The 26,708-nt window shown below is 71.3% G+C and carries 22 protein-coding genes; 9 read left to right on the forward strand and 13 right to left on the reverse strand.

Annotated elements, in window-relative coordinates; translation table 11 throughout:
• The first annotated feature begins 4 nt into the window (after nucleotides 1-4).
• Both ACZ6SA_RS01710 and ACZ6SA_RS01715 read left to right on the forward strand, forming a co-directional pair.
• A complete protein-coding gene (locus ACZ6SA_RS01710) occupies nucleotides 5-973 on the forward strand; it encodes an aliphatic sulfonate ABC transporter substrate-binding protein (protein ID WP_465826036.1) in 969 nt (322 codons plus the stop codon).
• Nucleotides 970-2,439 (forward strand): sulfatase-like hydrolase/transferase, encoded by a 1,470-nt coding sequence (locus tag ACZ6SA_RS01715; protein ID WP_465826038.1) that lies wholly within the window; start codon nucleotides 970-972, stop codon nucleotides 2,437-2,439. The genes ACZ6SA_RS01710 and ACZ6SA_RS01715 overlap by 4 nt, the downstream gene beginning before the upstream one ends.
• 44 nt (nucleotides 2,440-2,483) lie before the next feature.
• Here ACZ6SA_RS01715 and ACZ6SA_RS01720 read toward each other — a convergent pair whose 3' ends face one another.
• Complete coding sequence (locus tag ACZ6SA_RS01720) at nucleotides 2,484-3,350, reverse strand: fumarylacetoacetate hydrolase family protein (RefSeq protein ID WP_465826040.1); 867 nt, start codon at nucleotides 3,348-3,350, stop codon at nucleotides 2,484-2,486.
• Between the two features lie 203 nt (nucleotides 3,351-3,553).
• On the opposite strand from ACZ6SA_RS01720, the gene ACZ6SA_RS01725 reads away from it, so the two are divergent.
• Nucleotides 3,554-4,195, forward strand: a complete 642-nt coding sequence (locus tag ACZ6SA_RS01725) for a hypothetical protein (protein WP_465826042.1) — start codon at nucleotides 3,554-3,556, stop codon at nucleotides 4,193-4,195.
• On the opposite strand, the gene ACZ6SA_RS01730 is transcribed toward ACZ6SA_RS01725, so the two are convergent.
• Nucleotides 4,185-5,360 carry a L,D-transpeptidase gene (locus ACZ6SA_RS01730; protein ID WP_347641936.1) on the reverse strand — a complete coding sequence of 392 codons (1,176 nt, stop codon included), beginning with the start codon at nucleotides 5,358-5,360 and terminating at the stop codon, nucleotides 4,185-4,187. The genes ACZ6SA_RS01725 and ACZ6SA_RS01730 overlap by 11 nt on opposite strands.
• A gap of 155 nt (nucleotides 5,361-5,515) precedes the next feature.
• On the opposite strand from ACZ6SA_RS01730, the gene ACZ6SA_RS01735 reads away from it, so the two are divergent.
• The 3 genes from ACZ6SA_RS01735 to ACZ6SA_RS01745 all read left to right on the forward strand — a co-directional run bounded on the left by ACZ6SA_RS01735 (nucleotide 5,516) and on the right by ACZ6SA_RS01745 (nucleotide 9,850).
• Nucleotides 5,516-6,067: a hypothetical protein gene (locus ACZ6SA_RS01735; RefSeq protein ID WP_465826044.1), complete on the forward strand. Its 552-nt coding sequence runs from the start codon at nucleotides 5,516-5,518 to the stop codon at nucleotides 6,065-6,067.
• Between the two features lie 86 nt (nucleotides 6,068-6,153).
• Entirely contained in the window at nucleotides 6,154-7,698 is a 1,545-nt protein-coding gene (gene qcrB, locus ACZ6SA_RS01740) for a cytochrome bc1 complex cytochrome b subunit (protein WP_347641934.1), read from the forward strand.
• A 724-nt stretch (nucleotides 7,699-8,422) separates the two neighbouring features.
• The gene (locus tag ACZ6SA_RS01745) at nucleotides 8,423-9,850 is read left to right on the forward strand and encodes an alpha/beta fold hydrolase (protein ID WP_465826046.1); all 1,428 of its coding nucleotides are present in this window, start codon (nucleotides 8,423-8,425) and stop codon (nucleotides 9,848-9,850) included.
• A 214-nt stretch (nucleotides 9,851-10,064) separates the two neighbouring features.
• Here the strand turns inward: ACZ6SA_RS01745 and ACZ6SA_RS01750 are convergent, their stop codons facing one another.
• Genes ACZ6SA_RS01750 through ACZ6SA_RS01770 form a run of 5 tightly spaced genes read right to left on the reverse strand, consistent with a single transcriptional unit; the run spans nucleotide 10,065 to nucleotide 17,305 of the window.
• Complete coding sequence (locus ACZ6SA_RS01750) at nucleotides 10,065-12,851, reverse strand: DUF5682 family protein (protein WP_465826048.1); 2,787 nt, start codon at nucleotides 12,849-12,851, stop codon at nucleotides 10,065-10,067.
• The gene (locus ACZ6SA_RS01755; RefSeq protein ID WP_132641624.1) at nucleotides 12,848-13,963 is read right to left on the reverse strand and encodes an ATP-binding protein; all 1,116 of its coding nucleotides are present in this window, start codon (nucleotides 13,961-13,963) and stop codon (nucleotides 12,848-12,850) included. Before ACZ6SA_RS01755 ends, ACZ6SA_RS01750 begins: the two co-directional genes overlap by 4 nt.
• A gap of 11 nt (nucleotides 13,964-13,974) precedes the next feature.
• Nucleotides 13,975-15,276: a VWA domain-containing protein gene (locus tag ACZ6SA_RS01760; protein ID WP_465826050.1), complete on the reverse strand. Its 1,302-nt coding sequence runs from the start codon at nucleotides 15,274-15,276 to the stop codon at nucleotides 13,975-13,977.
• Nucleotides 15,273-16,787 carry a hypothetical protein gene (locus ACZ6SA_RS01765; protein ID WP_347641930.1) on the reverse strand — a complete coding sequence of 505 codons (1,515 nt, stop codon included), beginning with the start codon at nucleotides 16,785-16,787 and terminating at the stop codon, nucleotides 15,273-15,275. The genes ACZ6SA_RS01760 and ACZ6SA_RS01765 overlap by 4 nt, the downstream gene beginning before the upstream one ends.
• Nucleotides 16,787-17,305: a hypothetical protein gene (locus ACZ6SA_RS01770; protein WP_465826051.1), complete on the reverse strand. Its 519-nt coding sequence runs from the start codon at nucleotides 17,303-17,305 to the stop codon at nucleotides 16,787-16,789. Before ACZ6SA_RS01770 ends, ACZ6SA_RS01765 begins: the two co-directional genes overlap by 1 nt.
• Nucleotides 17,306-17,522: 217 nt before the next feature.
• Between ACZ6SA_RS01770 and ACZ6SA_RS01775 the strand changes: the two genes are divergently transcribed.
• Nucleotides 17,523-18,164 (forward strand): GntR family transcriptional regulator, encoded by a 642-nt coding sequence (locus ACZ6SA_RS01775; RefSeq protein ID WP_465826052.1) that lies wholly within the window; start codon nucleotides 17,523-17,525, stop codon nucleotides 18,162-18,164.
• 81 nt (nucleotides 18,165-18,245) lie between these two features.
• On the opposite strand, the gene ACZ6SA_RS01780 is transcribed toward ACZ6SA_RS01775, so the two are convergent.
• Nucleotides 18,246-18,593, reverse strand: coding sequence for a luciferase domain-containing protein (locus ACZ6SA_RS01780; RefSeq protein ID WP_347641927.1), 348 nt, complete (start codon nucleotides 18,591-18,593; stop codon nucleotides 18,246-18,248).
• Nucleotides 18,594-18,860: 267 nt separating this feature from the next.
• On the opposite strand from ACZ6SA_RS01780, the gene ACZ6SA_RS01785 reads away from it, so the two are divergent.
• On the forward strand, nucleotides 18,861-20,561 hold the full coding sequence (locus tag ACZ6SA_RS01785; protein WP_465826055.1) for a glycosyl hydrolase family 18 protein: 1,701 nt from the start codon (nucleotides 18,861-18,863) through the stop codon (nucleotides 20,559-20,561).
• Nucleotides 20,562-20,607: 46 nt separating this feature from the next.
• Here ACZ6SA_RS01785 and ACZ6SA_RS01790 read toward each other — a convergent pair whose 3' ends face one another.
• A complete protein-coding gene (locus tag ACZ6SA_RS01790) occupies nucleotides 20,608-21,444 on the reverse strand; it encodes an aldo/keto reductase (RefSeq protein ID WP_465826057.1) in 837 nt (278 codons plus the stop codon).
• Between the two features lie 130 nt (nucleotides 21,445-21,574).
• On the opposite strand from ACZ6SA_RS01790, the gene ACZ6SA_RS01795 reads away from it, so the two are divergent.
• Nucleotides 21,575-23,140, forward strand: coding sequence for a M28 family metallopeptidase (locus tag ACZ6SA_RS01795; protein WP_347641924.1), 1,566 nt, complete (start codon nucleotides 21,575-21,577; stop codon nucleotides 23,138-23,140).
• A 47-nt stretch (nucleotides 23,141-23,187) separates the two neighbouring features.
• Here the strand turns inward: ACZ6SA_RS01795 and ACZ6SA_RS01800 are convergent, their stop codons facing one another.
• From ACZ6SA_RS01800 to ACZ6SA_RS01815, 4 genes are read right to left on the reverse strand one after another with little or no spacing between them, the layout of a single operon-like run.
• Complete coding sequence (locus ACZ6SA_RS01800; RefSeq protein WP_465826058.1) at nucleotides 23,188-24,549, reverse strand: sulfatase-like hydrolase/transferase; 1,362 nt, start codon at nucleotides 24,547-24,549, stop codon at nucleotides 23,188-23,190.
• Between the two features lie 47 nt (nucleotides 24,550-24,596).
• Nucleotides 24,597-25,403 (reverse strand): carbohydrate ABC transporter permease, encoded by an 807-nt coding sequence (locus tag ACZ6SA_RS01805; protein ID WP_347641922.1) that lies wholly within the window; start codon nucleotides 25,401-25,403, stop codon nucleotides 24,597-24,599.
• Nucleotides 25,403-26,284 (reverse strand): carbohydrate ABC transporter permease, encoded by an 882-nt coding sequence (locus ACZ6SA_RS01810; RefSeq protein ID WP_347641921.1) that lies wholly within the window; start codon nucleotides 26,282-26,284, stop codon nucleotides 25,403-25,405. The genes ACZ6SA_RS01805 and ACZ6SA_RS01810 overlap by 1 nt, the downstream gene beginning before the upstream one ends.
• Nucleotides 26,281-26,523: a hypothetical protein gene (locus tag ACZ6SA_RS01815; protein WP_465826060.1), complete on the reverse strand. Its 243-nt coding sequence runs from the start codon at nucleotides 26,521-26,523 to the stop codon at nucleotides 26,281-26,283. The genes ACZ6SA_RS01810 and ACZ6SA_RS01815 overlap by 4 nt, the downstream gene beginning before the upstream one ends.
• Nucleotides 26,524-26,708 lie beyond the last annotated feature (185 nt).

Consider the following 26,708-nt stretch of genomic DNA (forward strand, 5'->3'; position numbering starts at 1 on the left):
CGCCATGCGTTCTCTTCGCCGCGCCCTGACGGCCGCCTCGGCGGTGAGCCTGTTGACGCTCTCCGTGACCGCCTGCGGCGACGACGGCTCCACGGTCAGGTTCGGCTACATCAGCGACTACAACGGCGCGAGCCTGCTCGCCATCGCCGACAAGCAGGGCCTGTGGGACAAGCAGGGCCTCACCCCCGACATCAAGGTCTTCACCAACGGGCCGCTGCAGATCCAGGCGCTCGGCTCCGGCGACCTCGACTTCGGCTACATCGGCCCTGGGGCCATGTGGCTGCCCGCCACCGGCAAGGCCAAGGTCGTCGCGATCAACACGCTCGCGTACGCCGACCGCGTCATCGGGCGGCCGGGCGTCAAGACCATGCAGGACCTCAAGGGCAAGAAGGTCGGCGTGCCCGAGGGCACGTCCGGCGACATGGTGCTCAACCTGGCGCTGGGGAAAGCGGGCATGACCGCCGAGGACATCCAGAAGATCCCCATGGACCCGGCCACGGTCGTCTCGGCGTTCTCGGCCGGGCAGATCGACGGCGCCGGGATCTGGTACCCGCTGATCGACACGATCAAGCAGAAGGTTCCGGACACGGTGGAGCTGGCCAGCACCAAGGAGTTCCCGGACAGTTCGTTCCCGACCGCGTTCGTCGGCGGCACCGGCGTGGACCGGGAGGTCACCCGCAAGGTGATCAAGGTGCTGCAGGCGGCCAACGACTGGCGGGCGGCACACCCCGAGGAAGCGATCACCGAGGCGGCCGCGCTGCTCAGGCTCGACGCGGCCAAGGTCAAGGCCGACGCGGCGAACGTGCAGGTCATGAGCACCTCCGACCTGGTCGCCAAGACCAAGGACGGCACGGTCGCCACGTGGCTGAACAGCCTGAGCGACTTCTTCGTCAGCACCGGCCAGCTCAAGTCCCGCCCGGATCCGGCGACCTACTACACCGGCGACCTCTACACGGAGGCCTACACCAAGTGAACCTGCTGTTCCTGATGACCGACCAGCACCGCGTCGACACCCTGGGCTGCTACGGCAACCCGCACGTGGCCACGCCCAACCTGGACCGGCTGGCCGCGACCGGCACCCGGTTCGACCGGTTCTACACGCCGACGGCCATCTGCACGCCGGCGCGGGCCAGCCTGCTCACCGGGCAGGCGCCGTTCCGGCACCGCCTGCTGGCGAACTACGAGCGCAACGTCGGCTACCTGGAGGACCTGCGGGAGGACGCGTTCACCTTCCCGGAGGCGCTGAGGGAGCGCGGCTACCAGCTCGGGCTGATCGGCAAGTGGCACGGCGGCACCAGCCGCAACGCCGCCTCCTACGGCTTCGACGGGCCCGACCTGCCGGGCTGGCACAACCCGGTCGACCACCCCGACTATCTGGCGTACCTGGAGGAGCGGGGGTTGCCGCCGTACCGGATCTCGGACCTGATCCGGGGCACCACGCCCAACGGCAACCAGGGCAACCTGCTGGCGGCGCGGCTGCACCAGCCGGTGGAGGCGACGTTCGAGCACTACCTGGCGACCAGGGCGATCGAGCACATGGAGCGCTACGCCGCGGACGGGCGGCCGTTCTTCCTGGCCACGCACTTCTTCGGGCCGCACCTGCCGTACCTGCTGCCGGACGAGTACTTCGACATGTACGACCCGAGCCTGGTGGAGCTGCCGCCGTCGATCGCGGAGACGTTCGAGGGCAAGCCGCCGGTGCAGCGCAACTACAGCGCGCACTGGACGTTCGACACGATCCCCATCGAGGTCACCCGCAAGCTGATCGCGGTCTACTGGGGTTATGTCACGCTGATCGACCAGCAGATCGGCCGGATCCTCGACCGGATGGACGAGCTTGGGCTCACCGGCCGGACGGCGGTGTTCTTCACCGCCGACCACGGCGAGTTCACCGGGGCGCACCGGCTGCACGACAAGGGCCCCGCGATGTACGAGGACATCTACCGGATCCCCGGCATCGTCCGCATCCCCGGCGAGCAGCCGCAGGTCAGGGACGAGTTCGTCACGCTCACCGACTGCACGGCGACGATCCTGGAGCTGGCCGGCTGCGACACGAAGCCGGCCGTGGACAGCCGCAGCCTGGCGCCGATCGTCCGCGGCGAGCGCCCGGCATGGCCGGGCGAGCTGCTCGCCGAGTTCCACGGCCACCACTTCCCCTACCCGCAGCGGATGATCCGCGACGACCGCTACAAGCTGGTCGTCAACCCGGAGTCGGTCAACGAGCTGTACGACCTGCACGCCGACCCGCACGAGCTGAGCAACCGGTACACCCATCAGGAGCTGGCCCCGGTCCGCCGCCGCATGATGCGCCGCCTGTACGACCTGCTGCGCGAGCGCGGCGACAACTTCTACCACTGGATGACCCCGATGTACGACATCGGCGCCCTCGACTACGACCCCACGCTGAGCTCCTTCGAGAAGGAGGGCAGCGCGGGCTGAGAGCCACGCCGCCCCGTGACCGGGCGGGGCGGCGTGCGAGGAGGTCAGCGCATGGCGTCCAGGCCCCTGACCACACCGGTCGTCAGCGTGCCGACCTCGGAGACGGCGATGCTCACCGTGTCGCCCTCCTGCAGCGTGAACGGCAGGTCGGGGACCAGACAGGTGCCGGTCGCCAGCACCGCGCCGTCGGGGAAGACGTCGGCGCGGAACAGGTAGGAGGCCAGATCGTCGAGGCGCCGGTTGAGCTGCGAGGTGTTCGCCTTGCCGTCCCACACCGTCTCGCCGCCCCTGGTGATGGAGAGCGTGATGTCCAGCGCGTACGGGTCGGCGACCTCCCACGCGGGCCTGATCGCCGGGCCCACCGCGCACGCGCCCAGGTAGATCTTCGCCTGCGGCAGGTAGAGCGGGTTGACGCCCTCGATGGTGCGCGAGCTCACGTCGTCGACCACCGTGTAGCCGACGATCTCCCCTGAGGCGTTGAGCACCAGCCCGAGCTCCGGCTCCGGCACGTCGATCTCCGAGTCGGCGCGCGCCGAGATGCGCCCGCCGTGCCCGGAGACCTTCCACGCCGCCGACTTGAAGAAAAGCTCGGGTCTTTCGGCGTCGTAGACCAGCTCGTACACGTCGGCGGCGCGCTCGCTCTCGACGACCCTGGCCTCGCGCGAGCGCCGGTAGGTCACGCCCGCGGCCCACACCTCCATCCGGCCGTCCACCGGAGGCAGGATCCGCACGTCCGCGGAGGCGTGGCGAGGGCCGTCGGCGCCCTCGCACCGCGCTCGGAACTCGGCGGACGGGAGCCCGAGGAGCTCGCCGACGGTGGTGACCCCGGACAGCTCCACCACCTGTCCACCGTCGTCGACGCCGACCGCGTCCGCGCCGGTCAGAGGGTTGGCGAACCGTACGATCTGCATGCCTGCTCCTAGCTCGATCAGACGAGGGGCGAAAATGTCATCCGATGAATTGTCCCCTATTCAGTCAAGTGAGGTGGTTTGTCCGCCCGGTTTCTGGGCCCGACGACATCGCCGGGCGAACACCATGGAGAAGGGCCGCACTAACCGTAGTTGACCAGGTACGCTACGTGACGCCGGACCGTACGGATCGATGGCGGTGACCAGTGACACAGGACGGCGCGCTCGGCGCACGGGAGGAGCCCGGGGCGCGGGGCCGGTCGCTCAGGAGGGCCGCCGGCTTGCTCTTCCCGGCCGCGACGGGCGTGACCGGCAACCTGGCCACCGGCAACCTGGGCGATCCGCGGTCGTGGGGCGCGCTCGCGGCGGTGCTGGCCGTGCACGCCGGTCTGCTGCTCGCCGGGCCGTCGCGGTGGTTCGGCGGGCCGGTGCGGGCGGCGGCCGTGTCACTGGTCGCCGTCGTCGTGACCGGCTTCCTGGTCCTCGCACCCGTGTCCCCGGGCGAGGCGCCCGCGTGCGCGAAGGCCGATCCCCGCACGTCCATCAAGCCGCCGATCCAGGACCCCGACCTCGGGGTGACCTGGGAGAGAGGCTTCGCCTGCGCGAACGCCGGAGGAACGGTGCACGCCGGGCCGGGCGCGGCGACCGCGAAGGTCGGGCGGCTCGACCGGGAGGGCCCCGGCGTCTTCCTGTGCGTGGTCGAGACGGGCGACGGACATTGGTACCGCACCGTGGCCGACGAGCCGTGGGCGCACGGCGGGTGGGGATACATCTCCGAGGCCCACGTCAGGGCCGAACACCCCGTCCCCGGCATGGTGCCCTGCCCGGAGGCGGGCGTCAGCCGTTGACCGGGGTGCCGAGCGCGCTGCCGGCCAGCCAGTCCTCCCACGACTTCGCCCACGGCGTCGGCCCGTTGCCGAACCGCAGTTTCCTCGACGTGCCGGTGACCTCGATGATGTCGCCCCGCTGGGTGAACTCGTAGAACCAGCGGGCGTTCTCCGGGCTGGCGTTCACGCAGCCGTGGCTGACGTTGCGGCTGCCCTGCGCGCCGGTCGACCAGGGAGCGGCGTGGAAGAACGTGCCGCTGTAGGTCATCCGGACGTTCCACTTCGTACGGATCCGGTACTCCCCCGGCTTGCCGACGGTCGCCGAGTCCATGACGATCTCCGGCGCCTTCTCCTGGGCGATCATGACGCCCGAGTAGCTGTCGTCGCCCGGCTTGCCCAGGCTGACCGGCATGGTCCTGACGACGTCGCCGTTCTTCCGCACCACCGCCTTGTGAGCTCCGGCGCTGACCTTGGTGATGTGCTCGGGCCCGACGGTGAAGGTCAGCCTGCGGTCCTTGGCGCCCCACAGGCCGTCACCGGCCCGTACGCCCGCCAGATGCGCCACGACCGTCACCTGCTCCCCCACCGGCCAGTACGCGCGCGGCCTGAACTGCACCTCGCGGTCGCTCACCCAGCTCCACGCCCCCTCGACCGGCTGGGACATCCGCACCTCCAGCGACCGCTCGACCGCGGCCCGGTGCTCCTTGCCCGTCACCGGCCGGGACAGCAGCAGCTGCACGGGCATCCCGACCCCGACCGTCTCGCCGTCCAAAGGCGAGATGCCGCTCTTCAGCACGCGCTCCGGTTCGAGCGTGGTGAACGTCGCCCGGCCGGTGACCGGCCTGCCGTCGGTGCCCGTCGCCCGGGCGCTGACCGTGTACGTGGTCGAGGGCCGCAACGACCACCGGGGCCGCCACGTGCCGTCGGCGCCCACGGAGCCCCGCACCTCGCGTCCCCTGGCGTCGGCGACGCTCACCGCGCCGACCTTGCCTCCGGTGGCCTTGACGCTGACGCCGGTGTCCGGGGGGACCTTCCCGGCGCCGTCCGCGGGCGTGATCGACAGCTTGGCCGCCGGTTCCCGCTCCCCGTCCGGTGCCTGATCGCCGCCTGCCGTGCATCCGGCGCTCAGGAGCACCGCCGCCGTGAGGGTGCCGGCGAGCGCCCCGCCGGTCCGGCCGTTCCGCATCGCTCATGCCTCCCGTGCCTGGCAGATAGGGGTCGTGGTGCCAGATGGCCTACCTGCCCGGAACGGGCGGGACCCATGCGGCCCGGAGCCGTCGTGGCGCTCCGGCCGGGTGATGAGCTTGCCACCGCGTCCGGCCGCCGAGGATCATTCATCGGGTGGACTACTACCTGATCGCCGCCACGGCGGGCGGCCCGTCACCGGCGGCGATCCTCGTCGAGGAGTTCGTCCTCTGCGACGACTACACCGCCGCCGGCATCGACACCGCCGCGTGGCGGCCGGCGGCGCAGGCGTACGCGCGGCTCGGCGGCGGTGAGCTGCCTGCCGAGCCGCAACTGCGGGCACGGTCCGAGCGCCAGCCCCTTCCCGGGGACAGGCCGCTCGACCTGGGCACCTCGCCCGGCGCGCGCCGCTACCGCATCCTGTTCGCCGGGGAGTTGGGCACCGGCGCGCTGGCGAGCGCGCGCACGGCGCTGCGGCTGGAGCCGACCGGCGACCCGCGCGTGGCCGGCGCCGCCGCGGCCGACGCCGACGGCCACGGCTTCTCCTGGGAGCTGCGCCGGATCGGGTCGGGCATCGCCTGGTGCGTGGACGTGACCGCGCGGCTGGGCGCGGCCCCCGCCACGGCGCTCGGCGCGCTGCTGCACCACCACCGGCAGGCGATCCGCGCGCTGGGGCTGATCCCCGTCACGATCGAACGCTTCGCCTGAGACCGATCACCCGCCGGGTGTCACATTCTCCGCGTCTTCTTCGTCTAGATGGGTGACGAGCCCATCGAGACATAGGCGGATTGACGATGAAGGGCAGCTCACTGGCCGGAGCACTCGACGACCGGATCGGCGGGGCCGGCTGGCTGAAGAAGGCGATGCGCAAGGTCTTCCCCGACCACTGGACGTTCCTGCTCGGGGAGATCGCCCTCTACGCGTTCGTGGTCGTGCTGCTCACAGGCGTCTTCCTCACGTTCTTCTACAAGCCGAGCATGCAGGAGGTGGTCTACGACGGTTCGTACGTGCCGCTGCAGGGCGTCGCGATGAGCGAGGCGTACGCCTCCACCCTGGAGATCAGCTTCGACGTGCGCGGCGGGCTGCTGATGCGGCAGATGCACCACTGGGGCACGCTCGTCTTTCTGGCCGCCATCGTCGCCCACATGCTGCGCAACTTCTTCACCGGCGCCTTCCGCAAGCCCCGCGACCTGAACTGGCTGATCGGCGTGGCCCTGTTCGGCCTGGTGATGCTGAACGGGCTGTTCGGCTACTCGCTGCCCGACGACCTGCTGTCGGGCGCCGGTCTGCGCATCCTGCACGGGGTCACGATCTCCGTGCCGCTGGTGGGCACGTATCTCGCCATGTTCCTGTTCGGCGGGGAGTTCCCCGGCGGAGACATCATCTCCCGGCTGTACAGCCTCCACGTGCTGCTGTTCCCCGCGCTGCTGCTCCTGCTCATCCCGCTGCACGCGATCGTGCTGACCTGGCGGCAGACGCACACGCAGTTCAGGGCGAAAGGGCTGAACAACCGGGTGGTGCGCGGCGCCCCCTTCTTCCCCACGTTCCTGGCCAAGACGACGGTGTTCTTCCTGTGGGTGCTGGCGGTCATCACGCTGCTGGCGACGCTGTTCCAGATCAACCCCATCTGGCTGTACGGGCCGTACCTGCCGAGCACGATCAGCGCGGGCTCGCAGCCCGACTGGTACATGGGCTTCCTGGAGGGCGCGCTGCGCATCATGCCGCCGTGGGAGTTCACCGTCTTCGGGTCCACGGTGACCATGAGCGTGATCATCCCGGCCCTGGTGGCACCGGGACTGCTGTTCACGGCGCTGGCGCTCTACCCGTTCCTGGAACGCTGGATCACCCGTGACCACACCGTGCACCACCTTCTCGACCGGCCGAGGGACGTGCCCGTACGCGCCGGCCTCGGCGTCGCCGGGATCGCCTACTACGGCGTGCTCTGGCTGGCCGGCGGCAACGACGTGATCGCCTCGACGTTCCACATCTCGCTGTACGCCACCACGTGGATCTTCCGCGTCGCCATCTTCGCCGCGCCTGTGCTGGGCTACGTGATCACCCGGCGGATCGCCCTGGGGCTGCTGGCGCGCGACCGGCACACCGTCGCCCACGGCGTGGAGACCGGGGTCATCGTCCGCGGCCACGACGGCGCGTACAGCGAGATCGAGCGGCCGGTCACCGAGGAGGAGACCGCGGTGCTCGTACCCGCCGCGCGGCCCGCCCTGCCCGGTGGAAACGGCTCGGGCAACGGCTCCGGTAAGAGCCGGGACCACGGCGAGGTGCCGCCACCCGCCGGCCGCAGGGTCCGCGACGCCCTCCAGCGCTCCTGGAACCGCTGAGCGGCCCCTCACCTGCGCCCTCGGCATGGGCGCCTGATCCAGCCGCGTTCTTCCGGTGCTGTGGTGTTCGTCGAACCGCTGCCGGGCGGCCGCCGTATCTCCTCGTGTGAGCGGTGATCGCGCTTGAACGCCGAGCGGAGAGGAAGCGGCACCGGCAGCGGGGACACCGCGCGGGCCGGGCGGGCCGGCCTGCGCGGGCTGCGGGCGGGGGTGTTCGCGGTCTTCTGCGTGTTCGCCGCACTGGGCCTGCACGTGCTGGCCGGAGGCCCGGGCGCCCGCCTGGGAACCGTCGCCGCCGCGACCCTGGTGACGGGTGCGGGCGCGTTCGTCCTCGCCCGGCGGCAGCGGTCCCTGGGCACGCTGCTCGCCGCCTCCTTCGCCGCACAGTACGGAATGCACCGGCTCTTCAGCTCCGGCGACGCCGCCTTCTCCAGCCATCATGGGAGCGGGCATCTCGCCGGCGCCGGGATGGTGCTGGCCCACGTGCTGGTCGCGAGCGTGTCGGCGTGGTGGCTGCTGCGCGGCGAGAAGGCGCTGTTCACGTCGGTGTCCCTGCTGGCCTGTTCGCTGCGCGGGCTGTGGCGCCGGCCGGCGACCCGTCCCGTACCGCCCCGCACGCCCCGCCCCGGGCAGATCGGCCCGTGGGACGGTAGTCCTGGCACTACCTCCAGGACGGGCCGCCGCACGATCGAGATCCGGCGGCGCGGCGGCCAGCCTGGGAGGCATGCATCTGACAACGACCAGCCTCCTCCTGCTCGGCTCGCTCGCCGTCGTTCCCTCCTCCCAGGCTCTCGGCTGGGGGACGTGCCAGGGCGACGACCGCCCCAAGGAACTGGAGTGCGCCTCCATCCAGGTGCCGCTCGACTGGCGCAAACCGGAGGGCCGCGCGCTGACCCTGCGGATCGCCCGCCTGCCCGCGACCGGGACCAGCAAGGGGACGGTGTTCAGCATCCCCGGCGGGCCGGGCGGGTCGGGCATCGACGACCTCTCCTACCGGGGCGGGAACTTCTCCGGCCTGCGCAAGCGGTTCGACGTGGTCAGCTTCGAGCCGCGCAACGCCACCACGTACGGCAGGCTGCCGGTCAGGTGCTTCGGCACCGGGCCGTGGCTCACCCGGCCGGACACGCCCAGCGCGTACGCGAAGCTCGGAGCGAAAGTGCGGCGCGGCGCGCAGGAGTGCAGGAAGCTCGACCCCGCCTTCTTCGACCATCTCGACTCGGCTTCCGTGGCGCGGGACATCGACGCCGTCCGCTCCGCGCTCGGGGACGAGCAGCTGAGCTTCGTCGCCACGTCGTACGGAGGGGTGCCCGCCGTCGCCTACGCCCGGTTGTTCCCGCAACGGGTCCGGGCCATGTACCTGGACGGGGCCGTCAACCAGCTGCGGGACGCGGCGACGGACGCCCGCGTGCGGTACCGCACGTACGAGGCGCAGTTCGAACGCTTCCTGACCTGGTGCCGGACGGTGGACGTGTGCGGCGAGAACATGGGCGAGCGCTGGCGGAAGCTGGTCGCGAGCGCGGACCGCGCGCCGATCCCCGTCAAGGGCCGGCCGGACGGCGAGGCGGTCGCGTACAGCGGGTTCGACCTGCAGGTCGCCGCGATGCCGAACCTGGTCGGGCCGGGCCCCGCGCCCGGCTATCCGCGCTGGCGGCAGCTCGCCGCGGCCATGCGACAGGCCGAGCGCGGGGACGCCGCCGGGTTCGCGAGCTATGTCGACGCCGGCGTCGGAAGCCTGAAGCCGCCGTCGTTCGTTGGCATGAACGCCACCCAGTGCGCCGACGGGCTGCGCTTCAGCGGCTATCGCGAATACCGGGCCGTGCGGGCGATGGGCGAGCGGGTCTCCCCCAACCTCGCCGGCATGGGGCTGTGGCACCGCCTCGGGTGCACGGGCTGGCCCGTGCCGGTGACCAACCCCGCCAAGCCGCTGCCGTCCGGGCTGCCGCCGTTCCTCGGCGCGGGCACGTGGACCGACCACGACGACACGGCCGACATCGTCCGCAGGGTGCCGGGGTCGGCGACGGTCCGCTTCGACGGGCACGGCCACGGGCTCTATCTCACGGGCAACGCCTGCGTCATCGCCCACGCCGACGCCTACCTCACCGACCTGCGCCTTCCCGCGCCCGGCACAACCTGCCACCCACCTGCGTCATGACCCCGGCCGGGCTCCTGGGCCAGGCAACGAAGCGAGCCCGCGACGGCGAACCACCCCTCAGACGGCGGACACGACACCCCGCGCCAGGGCCCGGCCACCTCCTGCGAGGCGGCCGGGCCCTGGTCTCGGCGGAGGCACCGCGACCCCGCGCCACGACCTGCGCCGCAGCCGCCCACGGACGGTGCTCGCGTTCCCGCACGGGAGAAGCGAGGCGTCAGGCGAGCAGCCCCGCGACGGCCAGGGCGGGTTCGGGATGAGCCGCCAGGAGGGCGGTCACCTCGGGTGCCGCGCGCCCGCCACCCGAGCCGGGGTCGCGCCACTCACCCTCGCACCCGAGCAGCGCCGCCACCCCGTCGCAGGCCGCCGGATGCCCCATGAGCAGCTCCGCCACCGGCCCGGACGCCACGGGCGCGCCGGCGTCGGCGGGCTGGGGACGGGCCGACCACGGCGGCACCCAGGAGTCCACCGCAGGCAACGAGGCGGGGAACGTACGGCCGGCCTCCCGGACGAGCACCGGCACCAGCTCGGCCGCCCCGGCGCGCAGCGTGGTGATCAGCTTGGGCAGCCACGGCAGCAGCACGCTGTCGGGAAGCCGCCCGAACGCCTTGGAGATCACCTCGACCACGAACCCGGACAGCGCGGGAGCGGGCTCCATCGCCTGCACGAACCCCATGATGTACTGCGGGACCGACGGGATGACCAGCGGGTTGGCGAGCAGCTCGTCGCAACGAGCCCGCAGGTCGGCCATCGTGAGCAGCCCGAGCTGCGTGTGCGCCGCCCACAACAGCGCCACCTTGGCCGGAGCCTCCGGATGCGACTGCTGCACGGCCAGCTCCAGCTGCGCCCGGTCGCAGCCGAGCGCCAGCGCGAGGCTCTCCATCGTGAACAGGAAACCCAGCATGGCGCCCACCTGCCGCACGCCGGTGTCGTCGTCCACGAAGGCCGTCGGCAGCAGCGTGCAGTAGTGGGCGTAGCCGGCGGTCACGAACGCCCCGCACCAGGCCGGCAGCTCGGGCTCGTTGGCGCGGTAGTACGCGAGCAACCGCCGGATCCTGCGCAGCACCTCCGGCGCGTCGTCGACGCCGCGCTCGGCCGCGAGCAGCTCGACGGCGCGCGCCCCCAGCTCGTCGGCGAAGCGCCGGCTGCCGAGGAAGAGCACCGCGTCCTCGACCGCCGCCAGCGCGACGGCCGCGGTGGCCTTGGGGTCCCACACGGAGCGCCGCAGCCGCTGCTCCAGCACCTGCTCGATGGTGACGCCCTCGTAGCCGAACTCGATGATGGAGCGCTGGTGCCTGCCGAACGCGAGGTCCCAGCTCTCCTGGATCGACCGCTCCCCCAACCCGCGCTCGCCCATGATGGGACGTACGGCGTCGTCAGGGAGGAGGTAGCGCAACATCCAGAGCAGGTCGGAGCAGGGCACCAGCTCGGGGTGGGCGTTGAGGTCGATCAGCGCGCGCTGGATCGTGCGCTTGTCCAGGTCGAGGCCGAGCGGCGCGAGCCGGTCATAGACGTTCCTGGCCAGCGGCGGCAGGGCGTCGTAGCCCACCTCCCCGACGCGGTCGCCGCCGAGCAGGATCTCGCACAGGCGGCGCACGTCGCGGCGGCCCGGCACGACGTCCTTCTCGATGCAGGTGACGGCCGCGTCCTGGAAGTCGTAGGGGGTGGGCCTGGCCCTGTTGCGCAGCCCGGCCAGCAGGATCGACGTCTCGAACACGGCGATGGCGTCGGCCGTGCTGGCCAGGTAGCCGTTGCGCCGGGCCAGCCGGACGATGTCGACGCACCAGCCGAGCAGCTCGGCCTCGTCGAGCGCGTCGAGGGCGGGCGGCCGGGACAGGAACCCCGTCAGCCGGTCGGCGGGCGCGACGCCGGCCTTCGGCGGCGGCAGCGTGACCCGAGCTCCGCGAGCTCCGCGGGCTCCGGCGCGTTTGCGCGTGCCCTTCTGGCCCGCCAGCTGGAACGGGGTCAGCTTGGTGCGGGTGACCGCCTTCGCCCAGGTCGCCGCCGCGATCGACACCGACCCCGGCGCCAGCCCGAACTGCGCCTCGATGGCGGAGTGGCTGGAGGGGATGAGCCCGTACAACCATGTCGTGCCGGTGCGGGGGCTGATCTCGAACGTGGCCGTGGAGTCGAGGCCGAACTCCTCGACGCGGCTGGCGGCGTGGAAGGCGCCGCAGACGTAGAGGCAGTCGCCGGGGTCGGCGCCGCTGGCGGCCAGGTGCTCGCGCATGCGGGTCCACATGTAGCGCTCGCGGTCCTCGTCGACGGCCAGCCGGTCGCCGTCGGGGGTGAGCCGGCGGAACAGGCTGCCGATCAGCACCATGACCTGGCGGTAGGTGTCGTAGTCGGCCTCCGAGAGCGGCTGCTCGACATACTGATCCCACCACTCCGACCAGTGGCGCACCTTGCCGTGGTGCAGCAGGTGCTCCTCCAGCTCGGCGAAGCGCGGGCGCAGGTCGCCGATCTCGACGCCCACCGCGTCGCCGTGCAGGCCGGCCTCCTCCTTGCGCTCCTTGGCCTCCTCCTTCGGGGCCCACTGGAAGACGTGGTCGGTCGAGCGGTCGACCAGCACCAGCTCGACGCCGGGCGTTTCGAGGGCGTAGGCGATGGCCTGGTATTCGGCCGACGCCTCGGTGATCGGCGCCACCACGCTGAGCGGCGCCCACGACTTCGGGAAGCCGTCGAGGTCGGTCGCGAACGCCTGCACCGCCACCGGCAGCCGGCAGTTGCGCAGCTCGGTCAGCAGCGGCTGCAGGTCTTCGCACAGCTCCAGGTAGATGACCTTCGGCTGCTTCTCGCGCAGCCGCCGCACCATCGCCAGCGCGGACGCCGGCGAGTGGTGGCAGACCGGGAAGATCTCCAGCTTCTCGTGCAGCGCCCTGTCCACGTCGTCGACCAGCCCCGCCAGGATGCCGGACACGGCCACGGGGCTGTCGGCGAACGCCGCGGCGGCGTCGAGCAGCTGCTCGCGGAGCGAGCCGAACGTGCTCGTCTGGTCGATCATGAGAGCGTGGCGATGGCCTCGCGGCCGCCCTCGAGGAACTCCGGCCACTGCCCGCCGTCCTTCTTGCTGCGGGGCTCGACGACGCCGTGCCAGTATTTGTTCAGGATCGCCAGGTCTTCGGGGCTGCGCCGGGCCAGCGAACCGACGAGCGAGCCGGCGAGCGTCTGCGCGCGCAGCGTGCGGTCGCCGAAGAAGTGGCTGTGCAGGATGGCGTCCTCCAGCACGCCGATCTGCTCGGCCGTCGACAGCGCCGACTCCAGCTTCTCGTCGTCGCTGGTGGCCGAGGCCGCGGCGGAGCGCAGGTCGGCGAAGCTCTGCAGCAGGATGTCGAGCAGCGTGGGCGGCAGGTCCAGCTCGATCCGGTGGCGGCGCAGCAGCTCTTCCGTACGGAAGCGGACGATCTCCGCCTCGCTCTTCTTGTTGGTCACGACGGGGATGCGCACGAAGTTGAAGCGGCGCTTGAGCGCGGACGACAGGTCGTTGACGCCCCGGTCGCGGCTGTTGGCGGTGGCGATGATGGAGAACCCTGGCTGGGCGAAGACGATGTTGTCGTCGTCGAGCTCGGGGATGGAGACGTATTTCTCCGACAGGATCGAGATGAGCGCGTCCTGCACGTCGCTGGTGGAGCGGGTCAGCTCCTCGAAGCGGCCGATCACGCCCTGCTCCATCGCCGTCATGATCGGCGAAGGGATCATCGAGTCGCGGGACTGGCCCTTGGCGATGACCATGGACACGTTCCACGAGTATTTGATGTGGTCTTCCGTGGTGCCGGCGGTGCCCTGGACCACGAGCGTGGAGTTGCGGCAGATGGCCGCCGACAGCAGCTCGGCCAGCCAGCTCTTGCCCGTGCCCGGATCGCCGATCAGCAGCAGGCCCCGGTCGGAGGCCAGGGTCACGATGCTGCGCTCGACGAAGCTGCGGTCGCCGAACCACTTCTGCGCGATCTCCCGGTCGAGCCCGTCGGAGCGCTCGGAGCCGAGGATGAACAGCCGGATCATGCGCGGGCTGAGCCGCCACGAGAACGGCTTGGGGCCGTCGTCGACCGACTCCAGCCAGTCGAGCTCCTCGGCGTATTTCACCTCTGCGGGGGCGCGCAGCATATCGTCACTCATGCGGGGGTCTCCTAGGTGAGGAAGTTCTTGAGCTCGGACACGAGCTTGCGGATATGGCCCGAGAGCACCGGGGTGCCCAGGTCCTTGAGTTTCTGGCGGTACCACGGGTCGACGCTCTGGGAGCCGGAGCTGTTGACCGAGCCGACGGGGATGAACTTCACCCCCGAGCGGTGCACCGCCTCGAAGTCGGTGATCAGCGAACGGTTGTCGTAGAAGTCGGAGATCCACACCATCACGGTGTTGCGCGGATCGGAGATCTTCGGCCTGGCGACGGCCATCGCGGCCGTGCCGTCGGTGCCGCCGCCGAGCGTGGTGCGCAGCAACACCTCGAACGGGTCGTGCACCCACGGGGTCAGGTCGAGCGCCCGGGTGTCGTAGGCCACGAGGTGCACGTCGACCTTGGGCAGGCCGGCGAAGATCGACGCCAGGATGGTGCAGTTGACCATCGCGTCCACCATCGACCCCGACTGGTCGACGACCACGATCATGCGGGCGGGGGTGGTGCGGCGCGCGGTCTGCTTGTAGTAGAGCCGGTCGACGTAGAGGCGTTCGTCCTCCGGGCTCCAGTTGGTGAGGTTTTTCCAGATGGTGCGCTCGACGTCGAGGTTGCGGAAGACCCGCTTCGGCGGCACCGACCGGTCGATCTCGCCGACGCTGGCCTTCTCGACCTGGGTGCGCAGCACCTCGGCGACCTCGTCGACGAACCTGCGGATCAGCGCCTTGGCGTTGGCCAGCGCCACCCCTGACAGGTTGTGCTTGTCGTGCAGCAACTGCTCGATGAGCGACATGCTGGGCGTCAGCTGCTTGGACAGGACCGGGTCGGCCAGGACCTCGCGCAGGTGCATGCGCTTGACCAGGTCGCCCTCGATGCCGGCGAGCACCGCGGCCAGCTCTTCGTCGCCCACGCGGTGGCGCAGCCCGCCGGGCTCGCAGCCGATGCCCTTCTCGAACCAGCCCGCGTCGCTCTTCCAGCTCTCCAGCCGGCTCGCGGTGACGTTGCCCGTGCCGGTGGCGAAGACGTTGAGCAGCAGCTTGGAGACCAGGGCCGCGCGGCGGACCTCGGCGCCCTGCTCGTGCTCCTGCTCCGCCATCAGGTCCTGCAGCTCGTCGCCCAGGCTGGGGAAGCGCTGCACCAGGGTGTCGACCGACACCCCGGGGTCGAGCAGCGCGGGCGGCAGGCCGAGGTCCTCGACGATGGCCATGCTGGCCGTCTCGAGCGCCGGCTGCTCGTCGGGGCCGAACAGCCGGGACAGCAGGCGCCAGTAGAGCACCTGGCGCCGGGTCATGTCGGCGTCGTCCAGGATGTCGGTCATTTCCGCAACAGCCGTCCCGCTCGTTCGCGCAGCACGGCGACCACGTCGCCGGCCCTGGCCTCGGCCTTGACCACCTTGGGGTCGGTGGGGCCCATGGCCCAGTCGCCGTTGTGCGCGGCGACCGGCTTCTTCTTCACCGTGGCCTGGACGGCCAGCGGTTGCAGCAGCCAGCGGCCGTCCCAGCGCATCAGCCCGATGCACGCCGAGGAGGCGGCCACCAGCTCGGGGGTGAGCGGGCCACCGCGCGGCAGGCGGTCGAGGTCGAGCGGCAGCGCGCGGCCTCCCCCCGCCGGCATCAGGCCGAAGGAACCGCTGTCGACGGAGTAGCCCTCCAGGAAGACGGGCTCGGCGATGCGCACGGGGTGGCGGTCGAGCGGCGGGACCGCCGGAGCGCTCGCCCCGGACAGCGCCACCCGCGCCGTCGTGAACGGGTCGGCGGGCTCGCCCGCGGCGGCCCGGTCGTCGTGCCACACGAGATCGCCGCCCGGCGACAGCGGCATGTCCGTGATCTCCAGGCTGTGGTGACCGGCCAGCGCGCCCAGCAGCACCGGATGGCCGCCCATCAGCCGCCACACGGCCGGGCCGACGATCGTGTCGACCTTGGCGGCCGCCACGCTGGTGCGCACCAGCGTGGAAGGGCCGCCTCCCGCGGGCTCCAGGACGCCGTGCACCTGCGCCCGCACCACGGTCGCGTGCTCGTGCACGTCGGCGCCGAGGATCAGCAGCCGCCCCGACACCCGCTCGGCGCCGCCCTGCCACGGACCCCGCTGCGCCAGCAGCAGGCCGCGTGCCCACAGGTCGGCCCACCTGCGCGCGGGCAGGCGGTCCATCGTCGCGACCGGGCTCGACGCCCGCAGCTCCGCCGCCAGGCCGTCGAGCAGCACCGCGAGCCCGCGCAGCTCCGGCACGGCGAGCAGCGCCTCGATCGTCTGGTCGGCCGAGCCGGCGAGGTCGTGGTCGACGCCACGCCACCCGACGATGGCCAGCTCGCGCAACCAGACGCGGCAACCGTCGAGCAGATTGCCGGCTGCCGGCCCCCCACCGGCCGAACCGCCCGACGCCGCCTGACGGTCGGACGGATCGCCCGACGCGCCTTCACCATCGGGCAGACCGCCCGGCGCCGCCTGACCACCAGGCAGATCGCCCGGGGCGCCCTGGCCGTCCCGGGCCGGCTTCCAGGGGGTGCGGGATCTGCCCGAAGCCGTGTCGAGACGGCCTAGCAGGGCGTCGTGGACCGCGCCGGACAGTGCGGCGCGCCCGCCGGCCAGCGCCGCCAGGTGCTCGTCGCCGACCGATCCCGCAGCCACCTTGCCCGCCGCCTCGCGCACCCGCTCGCCGATCGGGCTGGCCGCCAGCGCGCCCGCCAGGGCGGCCAGCGCACCGGCCGCCTCCTCCCCGACCCTGGCGAACCCGAGTGCGAGCGCGTCGTCGAACCCCGCCACCAGGCCGAGCGCCTCGCCCGCCCCCTCGGGAGCGCCGGCGAGCACCTCTTCCAGCTGTACGTCCAGCATCAGCGCGCCGCTCCCGTCTCCGCCGCCGTCGAGGGGAACCAGTGCAGCTCGACCAGCGGGTCGGTGCTGTCGGGCACCTCGAGGTAGGCCAGATGGCGCAGGAACCTGCTGAACACCACGGCCGCCGGGGTGCGCTCGGGCTGCCCGTGGAGGCAGCTCATCAGCGCATCACCCTCCGGCACCTCGACCCGCAGGTAGCGGGCCACCCGGTCGATGCCGTACTGCACGACCGCCTCGTCGGCCAGCATGCGGATGTGCTTGCAGGCGTGGCCGTGCAGCGCGCCGCACGGCCGGTTGTTGTTGGTGCTGCAGCTCAGCGCGTGGGTGCCGGCGGTGATCGAGGAGACGTAGACCCGCTCGATGTCGGATCCGCTCGACACGACCCCCTGCAGCCGCCCGTCGGCCAGCTCGACGAAGGGCACCTTCGCCAGTTTGCGCGGCGCGACAGGCGGCACCACACGCACCACGCTGCGCCGCTCCCACGCGGTTTCGTCCGCGTTCACGTCGTCCGGGTCCACGACCTCAGAACCTCCCGCCCCAGCCGGTGCGCGGGCGCGGGCGGGAGTGCCCACGCCGCCGCGAACGGCTGATCATGGTCCGGGAACTTACCCCACACGACCGACAGAACGGGGCCGAACGATCACAGGCTTCGATCCCGCGGCACACCCACGCGCGGGGCGGGTTGTCGATAATATTGCTGACCAGGATGGGTTCGTACGGCATCAGGAGGATCGCATGGCCCCAGGGTCCCCGCAGGAGGAGACGCTGACCGGCCGGGTCAGGGCGGCCGTGCTCAACGGGGACTTCGTGCCCAACCAGCGGCTCATCGAGGCCGACGTGTGCGACCAGTTCGGCGCCACCCGGGCCGCGGTGCGCGAGACCTTCAAAGAGCTGGCCGCCGAGGGCCTGGTCGAGATCCTCAAGAACAAGGGCGCCCGCGTGCGGGCGGTCTCCAAGGCGGAGGCCGTCGAGATCACCGAGGTGCGGATGGTGCTCGAGGGCCTGTCGGCCGCCAAGGCCGCGGAACGGGTCACCCCCGAGCAGGGTGCGCGGCTGCGGGAGATCGTCGCCGCGATGCGCGCGGCCGTGGAGTCCCACGACCTCGACCGCTATTCCGAGCTGAACGCGGCCCTGCACGCCGAGATCCGCGAGATCGCCGGCCACCGCACCTCGGCGATGATCATCGAACGGCTGGGCGCGCAGGTGGTGCGGCACAAGTTCCGTCTCGCCCGGCAGCCGGGGCGGGCCTCGGTGTCGCTGCCGCAGCACGAGCTGATCGTGGCGGCCATCGTCGCCGGCGACCCCGAGGCCGCCCAGACGGCGATGCAGCAACACCTGCGCAGCGTCGCCAAGGCCCTGGAGGCCTCCGACGCCTGACCGTGACGGCACCACCGAGGCGATCGTCATCGCACGCCACACGGTGATTGGCGATGAAAGTGTCGACAATCGGCCGGCCGGCTACGCCACGTGCTCCTTGATCGCCACGCTGGTCAGGGCGAACAGCAGGTCGAGGTCGGGCTCCGCGTCGACCTGCACGGCCACCCAGTCCCGATCGGGGCACGCCTGCACCTGGCCGCACTCGCGCAGGTAGGGGGCCAGCCGGTCGATCGCCGGCGCCGTCAGGCGCACCTGGACCTCGTCCGCGCCGGCCAGTCGCAGGATCTCGACCCCGTGTACGGTGAACCTGGGGCCGCGCCGGGTGTCGCTCACCGCCAGCGCCGGCCACGATCGGAATTCGGCCACCGCACGGACCACGTAGGGTCCGTGGCGTTGAGCGGTCCGCCGCCAGGCGGTGATCCCTGCCACGCCTCAATGCTGAGGCACGGTACACCTCCACGTCAGCGACCGTTCCGCAACCGTTATCTACCCTCCGGGTGAGATCGCACGGCGCGCACGACCGGCCCGGTGAGCCGCGCGGAATGCGCTCCGCATTCTGATGAGATTTCACCATCTGTGCGGCGCGTATTGACGCCCTCCCAGCCTGCGGTTACCGTCCATTTTATAAGGAAACTTTACTAATAGTTTCCTGTGGCATCCCATCCCGTACACCCCCCAACCGGATGTCGGAGCATCATGAGACACACCATCCTGCGCAAGGCCCTCGCCGGGCTGGCGGCGTTACTGCTGCCGCTCACCGTCCTCGTCGCCGCCCCCTCCTGGGCCGCCTCCTCCTCCGCCGGCGCCGCCGCCATGGCCGACTGGTCCGCGTGGACGGCCTACACGGCGGGCACGCGCGTCACCTACAACGGCGTCACGTACGAATGCGTCCAGAGCCACACCTCCCAGCCCGGCTGGGAGCCACCGAACGTCCCCGCACTGTGGAAGCCCGTCAGCGGCGGCGGGGGCGACACCAGCGCCCCGAGCGTCCCGGGCAACCTCCGCTCGACCGGCGTCACCGACCGCAGCGTCTCCCTCGCCTGGAACTCCTCCACCGACAACGTCGGCGTCACCGGCTACGAGGTCTACCGGGGCGGCACCCTGGTCGCCACGGTCACCGGCACCACCCACACCGACACCGGTCTCAGCCCCGAGACCCGCTACGCCTACACCGTCAGGGCCCGCGACGCCGCGGGCAACCGCTCGGCCGCCAGCGGCGCCGTCAACGCCACCACCGCCAAGGGTGACGACGGCGGCGACCCCGGCGGCCCGGGCGACGGCGGGAACAAGGTGCTCGGCTACTTCGTGCAGTGGGGCGTCTACCAGCGCGGATACCACGTCAAGAACATCGACACCAGCGGCTCGGCGGCCAAGCTGACGCACATCAACTACGCCTTCGGCAACGTGCAGAACGGCCAGTGCACGATCGGCGACAGCTACGCCGACTACGACCGCTTCTACCAGGCGAACGAGAGCGTGGACGGCGTCGCCGACACCTGGGACGCCGGCGCGCTGCGCGGCAGCTTCAACCAGCTGCGCAAGCTCAAGCAGAAGCACCCGCACCTGAAGGTGCTGTTCTCGTTCGGCGGCTGGACCTGGTCCGGCGGCTTCACCCAGGCCGCTCGGAACCCGGCCGCGTTCGCCGAGTCCTGCTACCGCCTGGTCGAGGACCCGCGCTGGGCGGACGTGTTCGACGGCATCGACATCGACTGGGAGTATCCGAACGCCTGCGGCCTGTCCTGCGACAGCAGCGGCCCGGCCGCGTACAGGAACCTCATGCAGGCGCTGCGCGCCCGGTTCGGCTCCGGCAACCTGGTGACCTCCGCCATCACGGCCGACGGCACCAACGGCGGCAAGATCGACGCGGCCGACTACGCCGGCGCCGCGCAGTACGTCGACTGGTACAACGTCATGACCTACGACTATTTCGGCGCCTTCGCCCCGCAGGGCCCGACCGCCCCGCATTCTCCGCTCACCTCCTACAACGGCATCCCGACGCCCGGGTTCCACTCCGACGCCGCGATCCAGAAGCTCAAGTCCAAGGGCATCCCGGCGAGCAAGCTGCTGCTCGGCATCGGCTTCTACGGCCGCGGCTGGACCGGCGTCACGCAGGCCGCGCCGGGCGGCACCGCGAGCGGAGCGGCACCCGGCACGTACGAGGCGGGCATCGAGGACTACAAGGTGCTCAAGACCCGCTGCCCGGCCACGGGGACCGTCGCGGGCACCGCGTACGCCCACTGCGGCAACCAGTGGTGGAGCTACGACACGCCGGCCACGATCGGCGGCAAGATGAGCTACTCGAAGAACCAGGGCCTCGGCGGCGCGTTCTTCTGGGAGCTCAGCGGCGACACCTCCAACGCCGAGCTGCTCACGGCCATGCGGAACGGCCTGGGCTGACCTGACCGTCGAGGGCCGGCCCCGCCATGGGCCGGCCCTCCCGGGTTCAGCCCAGCCCGCGCACCTGCTCGGCCGTCAGCGAGACGGCCGAGGCGGCGAGGTTCTCCTCCAGGTGGGCGACCGTCGACGTGCCGGGGATCGGCATCGTCACCGGGGAGCGGGCCAGCAGCCAGGCCAGGCTGACCTGCGCGGGCGTGGCGCCGACGGCCTGGGCGACGTGGTCCACCGGGCCGCCGGGCTCCGCCAGCCGGCCCTTGGCGATGGGGCTGTAGGGGATGAACCCGATGCCCTCCTTCTCGCAGTGCTCCAGCACCCCCTCGGAGACCCTGAGGGTGAGGTTGTAGCGGTTCTGCACGGTGGCGATCTCGACGACGCGCCGCGCCCGCTCCAGCTCCTCGACGCTCACCTCGGACAGGCCGATGCTGCCGATCTTGCCTTCGTCCCGCAGCGCCCCGAGCTCGCCCACCTGGTCCTCCAGCGGCACGTCCGGGTCGATGCGGTGCAGCTGGAGCAGGTCGATGCGGTCCAGCCCGAGCCTGCGCAGGCTCATCTCGACTTCCTGCCGCAGGTACGCGGGCCGCCCCACGGCCTCCCACTGGCCCGGCCGCGGCCGGACGAACCCGGTCTTGGTGGCGATCAGCAGCCGCTCGGGGTACGGGTGCAGCGCCTCCCGGATGAGCTCCTCGTTGACGTACGGCCCGTAGGAGTCGGCGGTGTCGATGAGCTCGACGCCCAGATCGACGGCCCTGCGCAACACCCGGACGGCCTCGTCGTGGTCGCGCGGCGGCCCCCATACTCCCGGACCCGTCAGGCTCATGGCGCCGAAGCCGAGCCGGCGGACGGCCTTGCCGCCGATGGTGAACGTGCCGGGCGAATAGGACATCAGGACCCCCTAGGTGCGACGTTCCAAGTCCGTGATTCAACGGATACCAGGCCCATCTTCCTATGACCCGGATTGATGCATACGTTTCGGGCTACGCGCGCGCATTCCACCTCACCTTCGAGGAGCAACCATGCGTTCTGGTTTACGCAAGAGCGTGCTCGGCGCGATCACCGCCGCCGCCGTGGCCCTGTCTCCCCTCGCCCTCCCCGGCACGGCCGCCGCCCATCCCGGCAACGGGCACGGGCATGGGCACGGGGATTCCGTACGCAAGCTGGTCAAGGCCGTCTCCGGCAAGAACGTCAAGAAGCACCTGCGGGCGTTCCAGGCCATCGCCGGGGCCAATGACGGCACCCGCGTCTCCGGCACCCGCGGCTTCGACGCCTCCCGCGACTACGTCGCCGGCAAGCTGCGCCGCGCCGGCTACCAGGTGACGATCCAGCCTTTCGCGTTCACCTTCGAGGGGTACGTCACGCCGCCCCTGTTCCAGCGGACCGGCCAGGAGCCGAAGACGTACACGTACGGGTTCTTCGCGGACTACGTGGCCATGGGCGACTCGCCCGCGGGCGAGGTCAGCGGCACGATCCAGCCCGTCGACCTGACGCTGCCTCCGGGTGAGGCCAACACGTCGACCTCGGGGTGCGAGGCGAGCGACTTCGAGGGGTTCGTCGCCGGCCGCATCGCGCTCATGCAGCGCGGAACCTGCAACTTCCGCGTCAAGGTGGACAACGCCATGGCCGCGGGAGCCGCCGGAGCCGTCGTATTCAACGAGGGCCAGGAGGGCCGTACGGAGATCGACCTGAACCCGGTGCTCGGCGGGCCAGGCGTCACGATCCCGTCGTTCTTCACCAGCTTCGCGGTCGGCGCGGAACTGGCCGCCACGGCGGGCACCACGGTCACGATGAACTGGAACCCGGTCGTCGAGACCAGGACCACCTACAACGTGATCGCCCAGAGCAGGAAGGGCGACCCTCGCGACGTCGTCATGCTCGGCGCCCACCTCGACAGCGTCCAGGAGGGGCCGGGCATCAACGACAACGGCTCGGGCAGCGCGGGGATCCTCGAGGTGGCGCTCCAGATGGCCAAGACCAAGCCGAAGAACCAGATGCGCTTCGCCTTCTGGGGCGCGGAGGAGTTCGGGCTGCTCGGCTCGGCCCACTACGTCGCCTCGCTGACGGAGGAGGAGCGGGCCAGGATCGCCCTCTACCTCAACTTCGACATGATCGCCTCGCCGAACTACACCTACGGCATCTACGACGGCGACGGCGACGCGTTCGGCACCGCCGGTCCTCCCGGGTCGGCGGAGATCGAGGAGGACTTCGAACAGTTCTTCGCCCGGCGCGGGCTGCCGTTCACGGCCACGGCGTTCACCGGACGCTCCGACTACGGGCCGTTCATCGCGGCCGGCATCCCGGCGGGCGGCCTGTTCACCGGGGCCGAGGTGCTCAAGACCGAGGAGGAGGCCGCCGTCTTCGGCGGCACGGCCGGCGTTCCGCTCGACCCGTGCTACCACAGCGCGTGCGACGACATCCGGAACATCAACGACAGGGCGCTCGACGTGAACTCCGACGCGATCGCCACCCTGGCGGGCACGTACGCGTACGACACCGGCGGCATCGGCGACGCCCCGCCGGCACCGCGGACCGGGGCGCGCGGCGCCACCGGCCACGGGCACCGGCCCGCCGACTCGCCCAGCTGACACCACCGTCGGGACCGGCCCGGCCGGTCCCGCCACCCGAAGGACTGTCAGGGGCGGGGCTGGTGGCCGAAACGGGCAGGCTTGGGGCCGTGGAGGCGGACGGCGGGGTCGGTCATGCCCTGGTGGGGCCCGGTCAGCTCGGCGGCCGGCTCGATGACCGGCTCCGCCTCCCCCGCCGCCACGATCCGCCGGGCCAGCCGCTGCCGCAACCCCGCGGCGACCTCCGCGTGCGACGCGCGCCCCGCCAGGTTGACCAGCTCGTGCGGGTCGTTGCCCAGGTCGTACAGGGCCTGCTCGCGGTAGCGGGCGGCGGCCGGGACGTCCCAGGGGTCGGCGTCCTCGGCGACGGCGTAGTACTTCCAGCGCGACGTACGGATGCCGCGCCCCACCTCCGACTCGCTCACCTGGAAGAACACCTCCTCGGGCCACGGCGTGCGCGGATCGCGCACCAGCGGCAGGAACGAGCGGCCCTGCATGGACGCGGGCACCGGCAGCCCGGCGGCCTCCAGCAGCGTCGGCGGCAGGTCGACGGTGCTGACGGGACGGGAGATCGCCCCGCCCCCGTCGAAGCCCGGCCCGCGCAGCGCGAGCGGCACCCGCAGCGACGCGTCGTGGCAGGAACGTTTGTACTCGCCGTTGCGGGTCTTGAAGTGGTTGCCGTGGTCGGAGGTGTACGCCACGATCGTGTTGTCCAGCAGGTCCATGCTGCGCAGCGCGTCGAGCAGCCGGCCGAGCCCTTCGTCCAGGCGCTTGACCTGGCCGAGATAGCCGCCCATGTGCTGGTGGGCCGTGCCGCCGAGCGCGGCCAGGTCCTGCGGCATCCAGCGGCCCTGATAGCGCTCCTCGTAGCCGTCGGGGGCGGGATAGTTGTCCACCTCGTTCTGGTGGTGCGGCTCCAGGAACGACAGGAACAGGTAGAACGGCTTGTCGTGGTGGTCGGCGGCGAAGCGCACGGCCGCGTCCACCAGGGCGTCCGAGCGGTAGCCGGGCAGCAGGACCGGCTCGTTCGCCTCGTCGTACATGATCGTGCGGTAGGCGTCGGAGGTGTGCTCCAGCGCGTTCGCCGCCAGCCACGACCGGTAGCCGCCGCGCTCCTCCTCCGGCACCGGCTCGCTGCCGGACAGGTGCCACTTGCCGATGTAGCCGGTGGCGTAGCCGGCCTCGCCGAAGTGGTGCGCCAGCGTGCGCTCCCCGGCCGGCAGGACGCGGCCGTTGCGGTAGACGCCCGTCGTGGTCGGGTAGCGCCCCGTCTGCAACGCCGAACGGGCGGGCGCGCACACGGGCTGCGGGGTGAGCGCGACCGTGGCCTGCGTACCGTGCCTGGCCATTCTGTCGAGGTTGGGGGTGAAGGGTCCGACGGTGTCCCACCGCTGCTGGTCGGTGAAGACGACGATCACATTCGGGGGCACATTCGGGGACACATTCGGGCGCAAAAGGAACTCTCCTAACGGACTGACTATTTGATGCCGGTCAGCGCGATGCCACGCACGAAGTATCGCTGCGTGAAGATGAACAGGACGGCGGTGGGCACGAAGAGGATCACCGAGCCCGCGGCCGTGAGATGCCACAACGTGAAGTACTCCTGGTTGAACAGGGTGAGCCCGACCGGGATGGTACGCATCTCGGGCGTCGTCGTGGCCACCAGCGGCCAGAGGAACTCGTTCCACTGGAAGACGAACGTGAACAGCCCGAGCACGGCCAGCGCGGGCCGCGTCTGCGGCAGGATGACGCTCCGGTAGATCCGCAGCTCGGAGGCGCCGTCGATGCGCGCCGCGCTGATCAGGTCGTCGGGGATGGGCTGGATGAACTGCCGCATGAGGAAGATCCCGAAGGCGTCCATCAGGAACGGCGTGATCAACCCCTGGTACGTGTCGAGCCACCCCATGGTGGCCATCAGCACGTACAACGGGATCATCCGCACGAAGAACGGCACCATGAGCGTGGCCAGCAGCGCCACGAACAGCGTGTTGCGCAGGGGGAAGCGGAACTTGGCGAAGACGTACCCGACGAGCGGGTCGAACAGCAGGTGCGCGAGCGTGATCGCGCCCGCCACGACGAGGCTGTTGATGATGAAGTTGCCGAACGGCGCGCGGGTGAACAGCTCCGCGTAGTTGCCCCACTGGGGCGAGTCCGGCACGATGACCGCGTTCGCCGACAGCGTCTCCGCCTCGGTCTGCAACGACAGCGACACCATGTAGAGCAGCGGCACCACAGTCGCGAGCGCGGCCAGCCCGAGCAGGATGTAGAGCAGCGGCTTGCGCATCAGTACGTGACCTCCCCGCGCCGCCCGGCCCGCAGTTGCACCAGCGTGAACGCCACGATGACGACGAGCAGCAGCACCGACTGCGCCGAGGAGTAGCCGAAGTCCCTGGCGCGGAAGGCGACGTTGAAGATGTGGAAGACGGACAGGTCGGTGGCGTCGCCAGGACCTCCGTTGGTGATGATGTACGCCTGCCCGAACGCCTGCAGCCCCGAGATGACCGCCATCACCGAGACGAACAACGTCGTCGGCGCGAGCAGCGGCAGGGTGATCCGCCAGAAGCGGCGCCACGCGTCCGCCCCGTCGATCTTCGCGGCCTCGTGGTAGGTCTCCGGAATGCCCTGCAGCCCGGCCAGGAACAACACCATCGTGTAGCCGACGCTCTGCCAGAGCGTGACGGCGGCGATCGTGAGCAGCGGTGAGGTGTTGAGCCACGTCTGCTCGGGCAGCCCGGCCGCGCCCAGCACCCGGTTGAGCACCCCGAGCTCGGGGTCGAGGATGTTGCGCCACAGCAGCCCGACGATCGCCACCGAGGTCAGGTACGGCACCAGCAGCAGCACCCGGAACACCACCCGGCCCCTGAGCGGCTGGTCGAGCGCCAGCGCCAGCCCGAGCCCGAGCACGATCGAGCCGGCCACCACGATCACCGAGAAGATCACCGTGACGAGGAACGAGTGCCGCACCGCCGGGTCGGCCAGGGCCTGCGTGTAGTTGCCCAGCCCGGCCCACTGGTCGGCCTGCGGCCCCGTGCGCAGGCTGGTGGCCATCACGTTGCCGATCGGCAGGTAGAAGAAGGCCGCGAAGAACAGGATCGCCGGGATCAGGAACAGGTAGGCGGTCCTGGCGTAGCGGCCGGAGAGGGTGCGTGGCCGCAACATCGTCATCGCAGGAAGCCCTCCGCGGCCTCGGCGAACGCGCGCAGGGCGTCGGCGGCCGGCTCGTTCTGGATGATGACCTGCTGGTAGACGACCTTGAGCTGCTCGTCCCACTTGCCGAGCTGGCCGGTCAGCCGCACCTGCTGGGTGGAGTCCCGGGCGGTCGGCAGGGCATCGGCGAACACCTTGATGGCGGCGTCCTGCTGCACCTCGGGCAGCTTGGCCCAGGAGACGCGCGGCATCAGCATGCCGGTCTCCTTCGTGGCGGCCTGCTCGACCTCGAGCGCGGTGATGCGCTTGATGAAGTCCCACGACAGGTCGGGCCTGGTGGCCTTGGGGGGGGGGGGGGGGGGGGGGGGGGGGGGGGGGGGGGGGGGGGGGGCGGTTTTTTTTTGTGTGGGGGCGGATAGAGGGGAGGTGGAGGCGGGCGTCC

The organism is Nonomuraea sp. NPDC049378 (assembly GCF_055586745.1).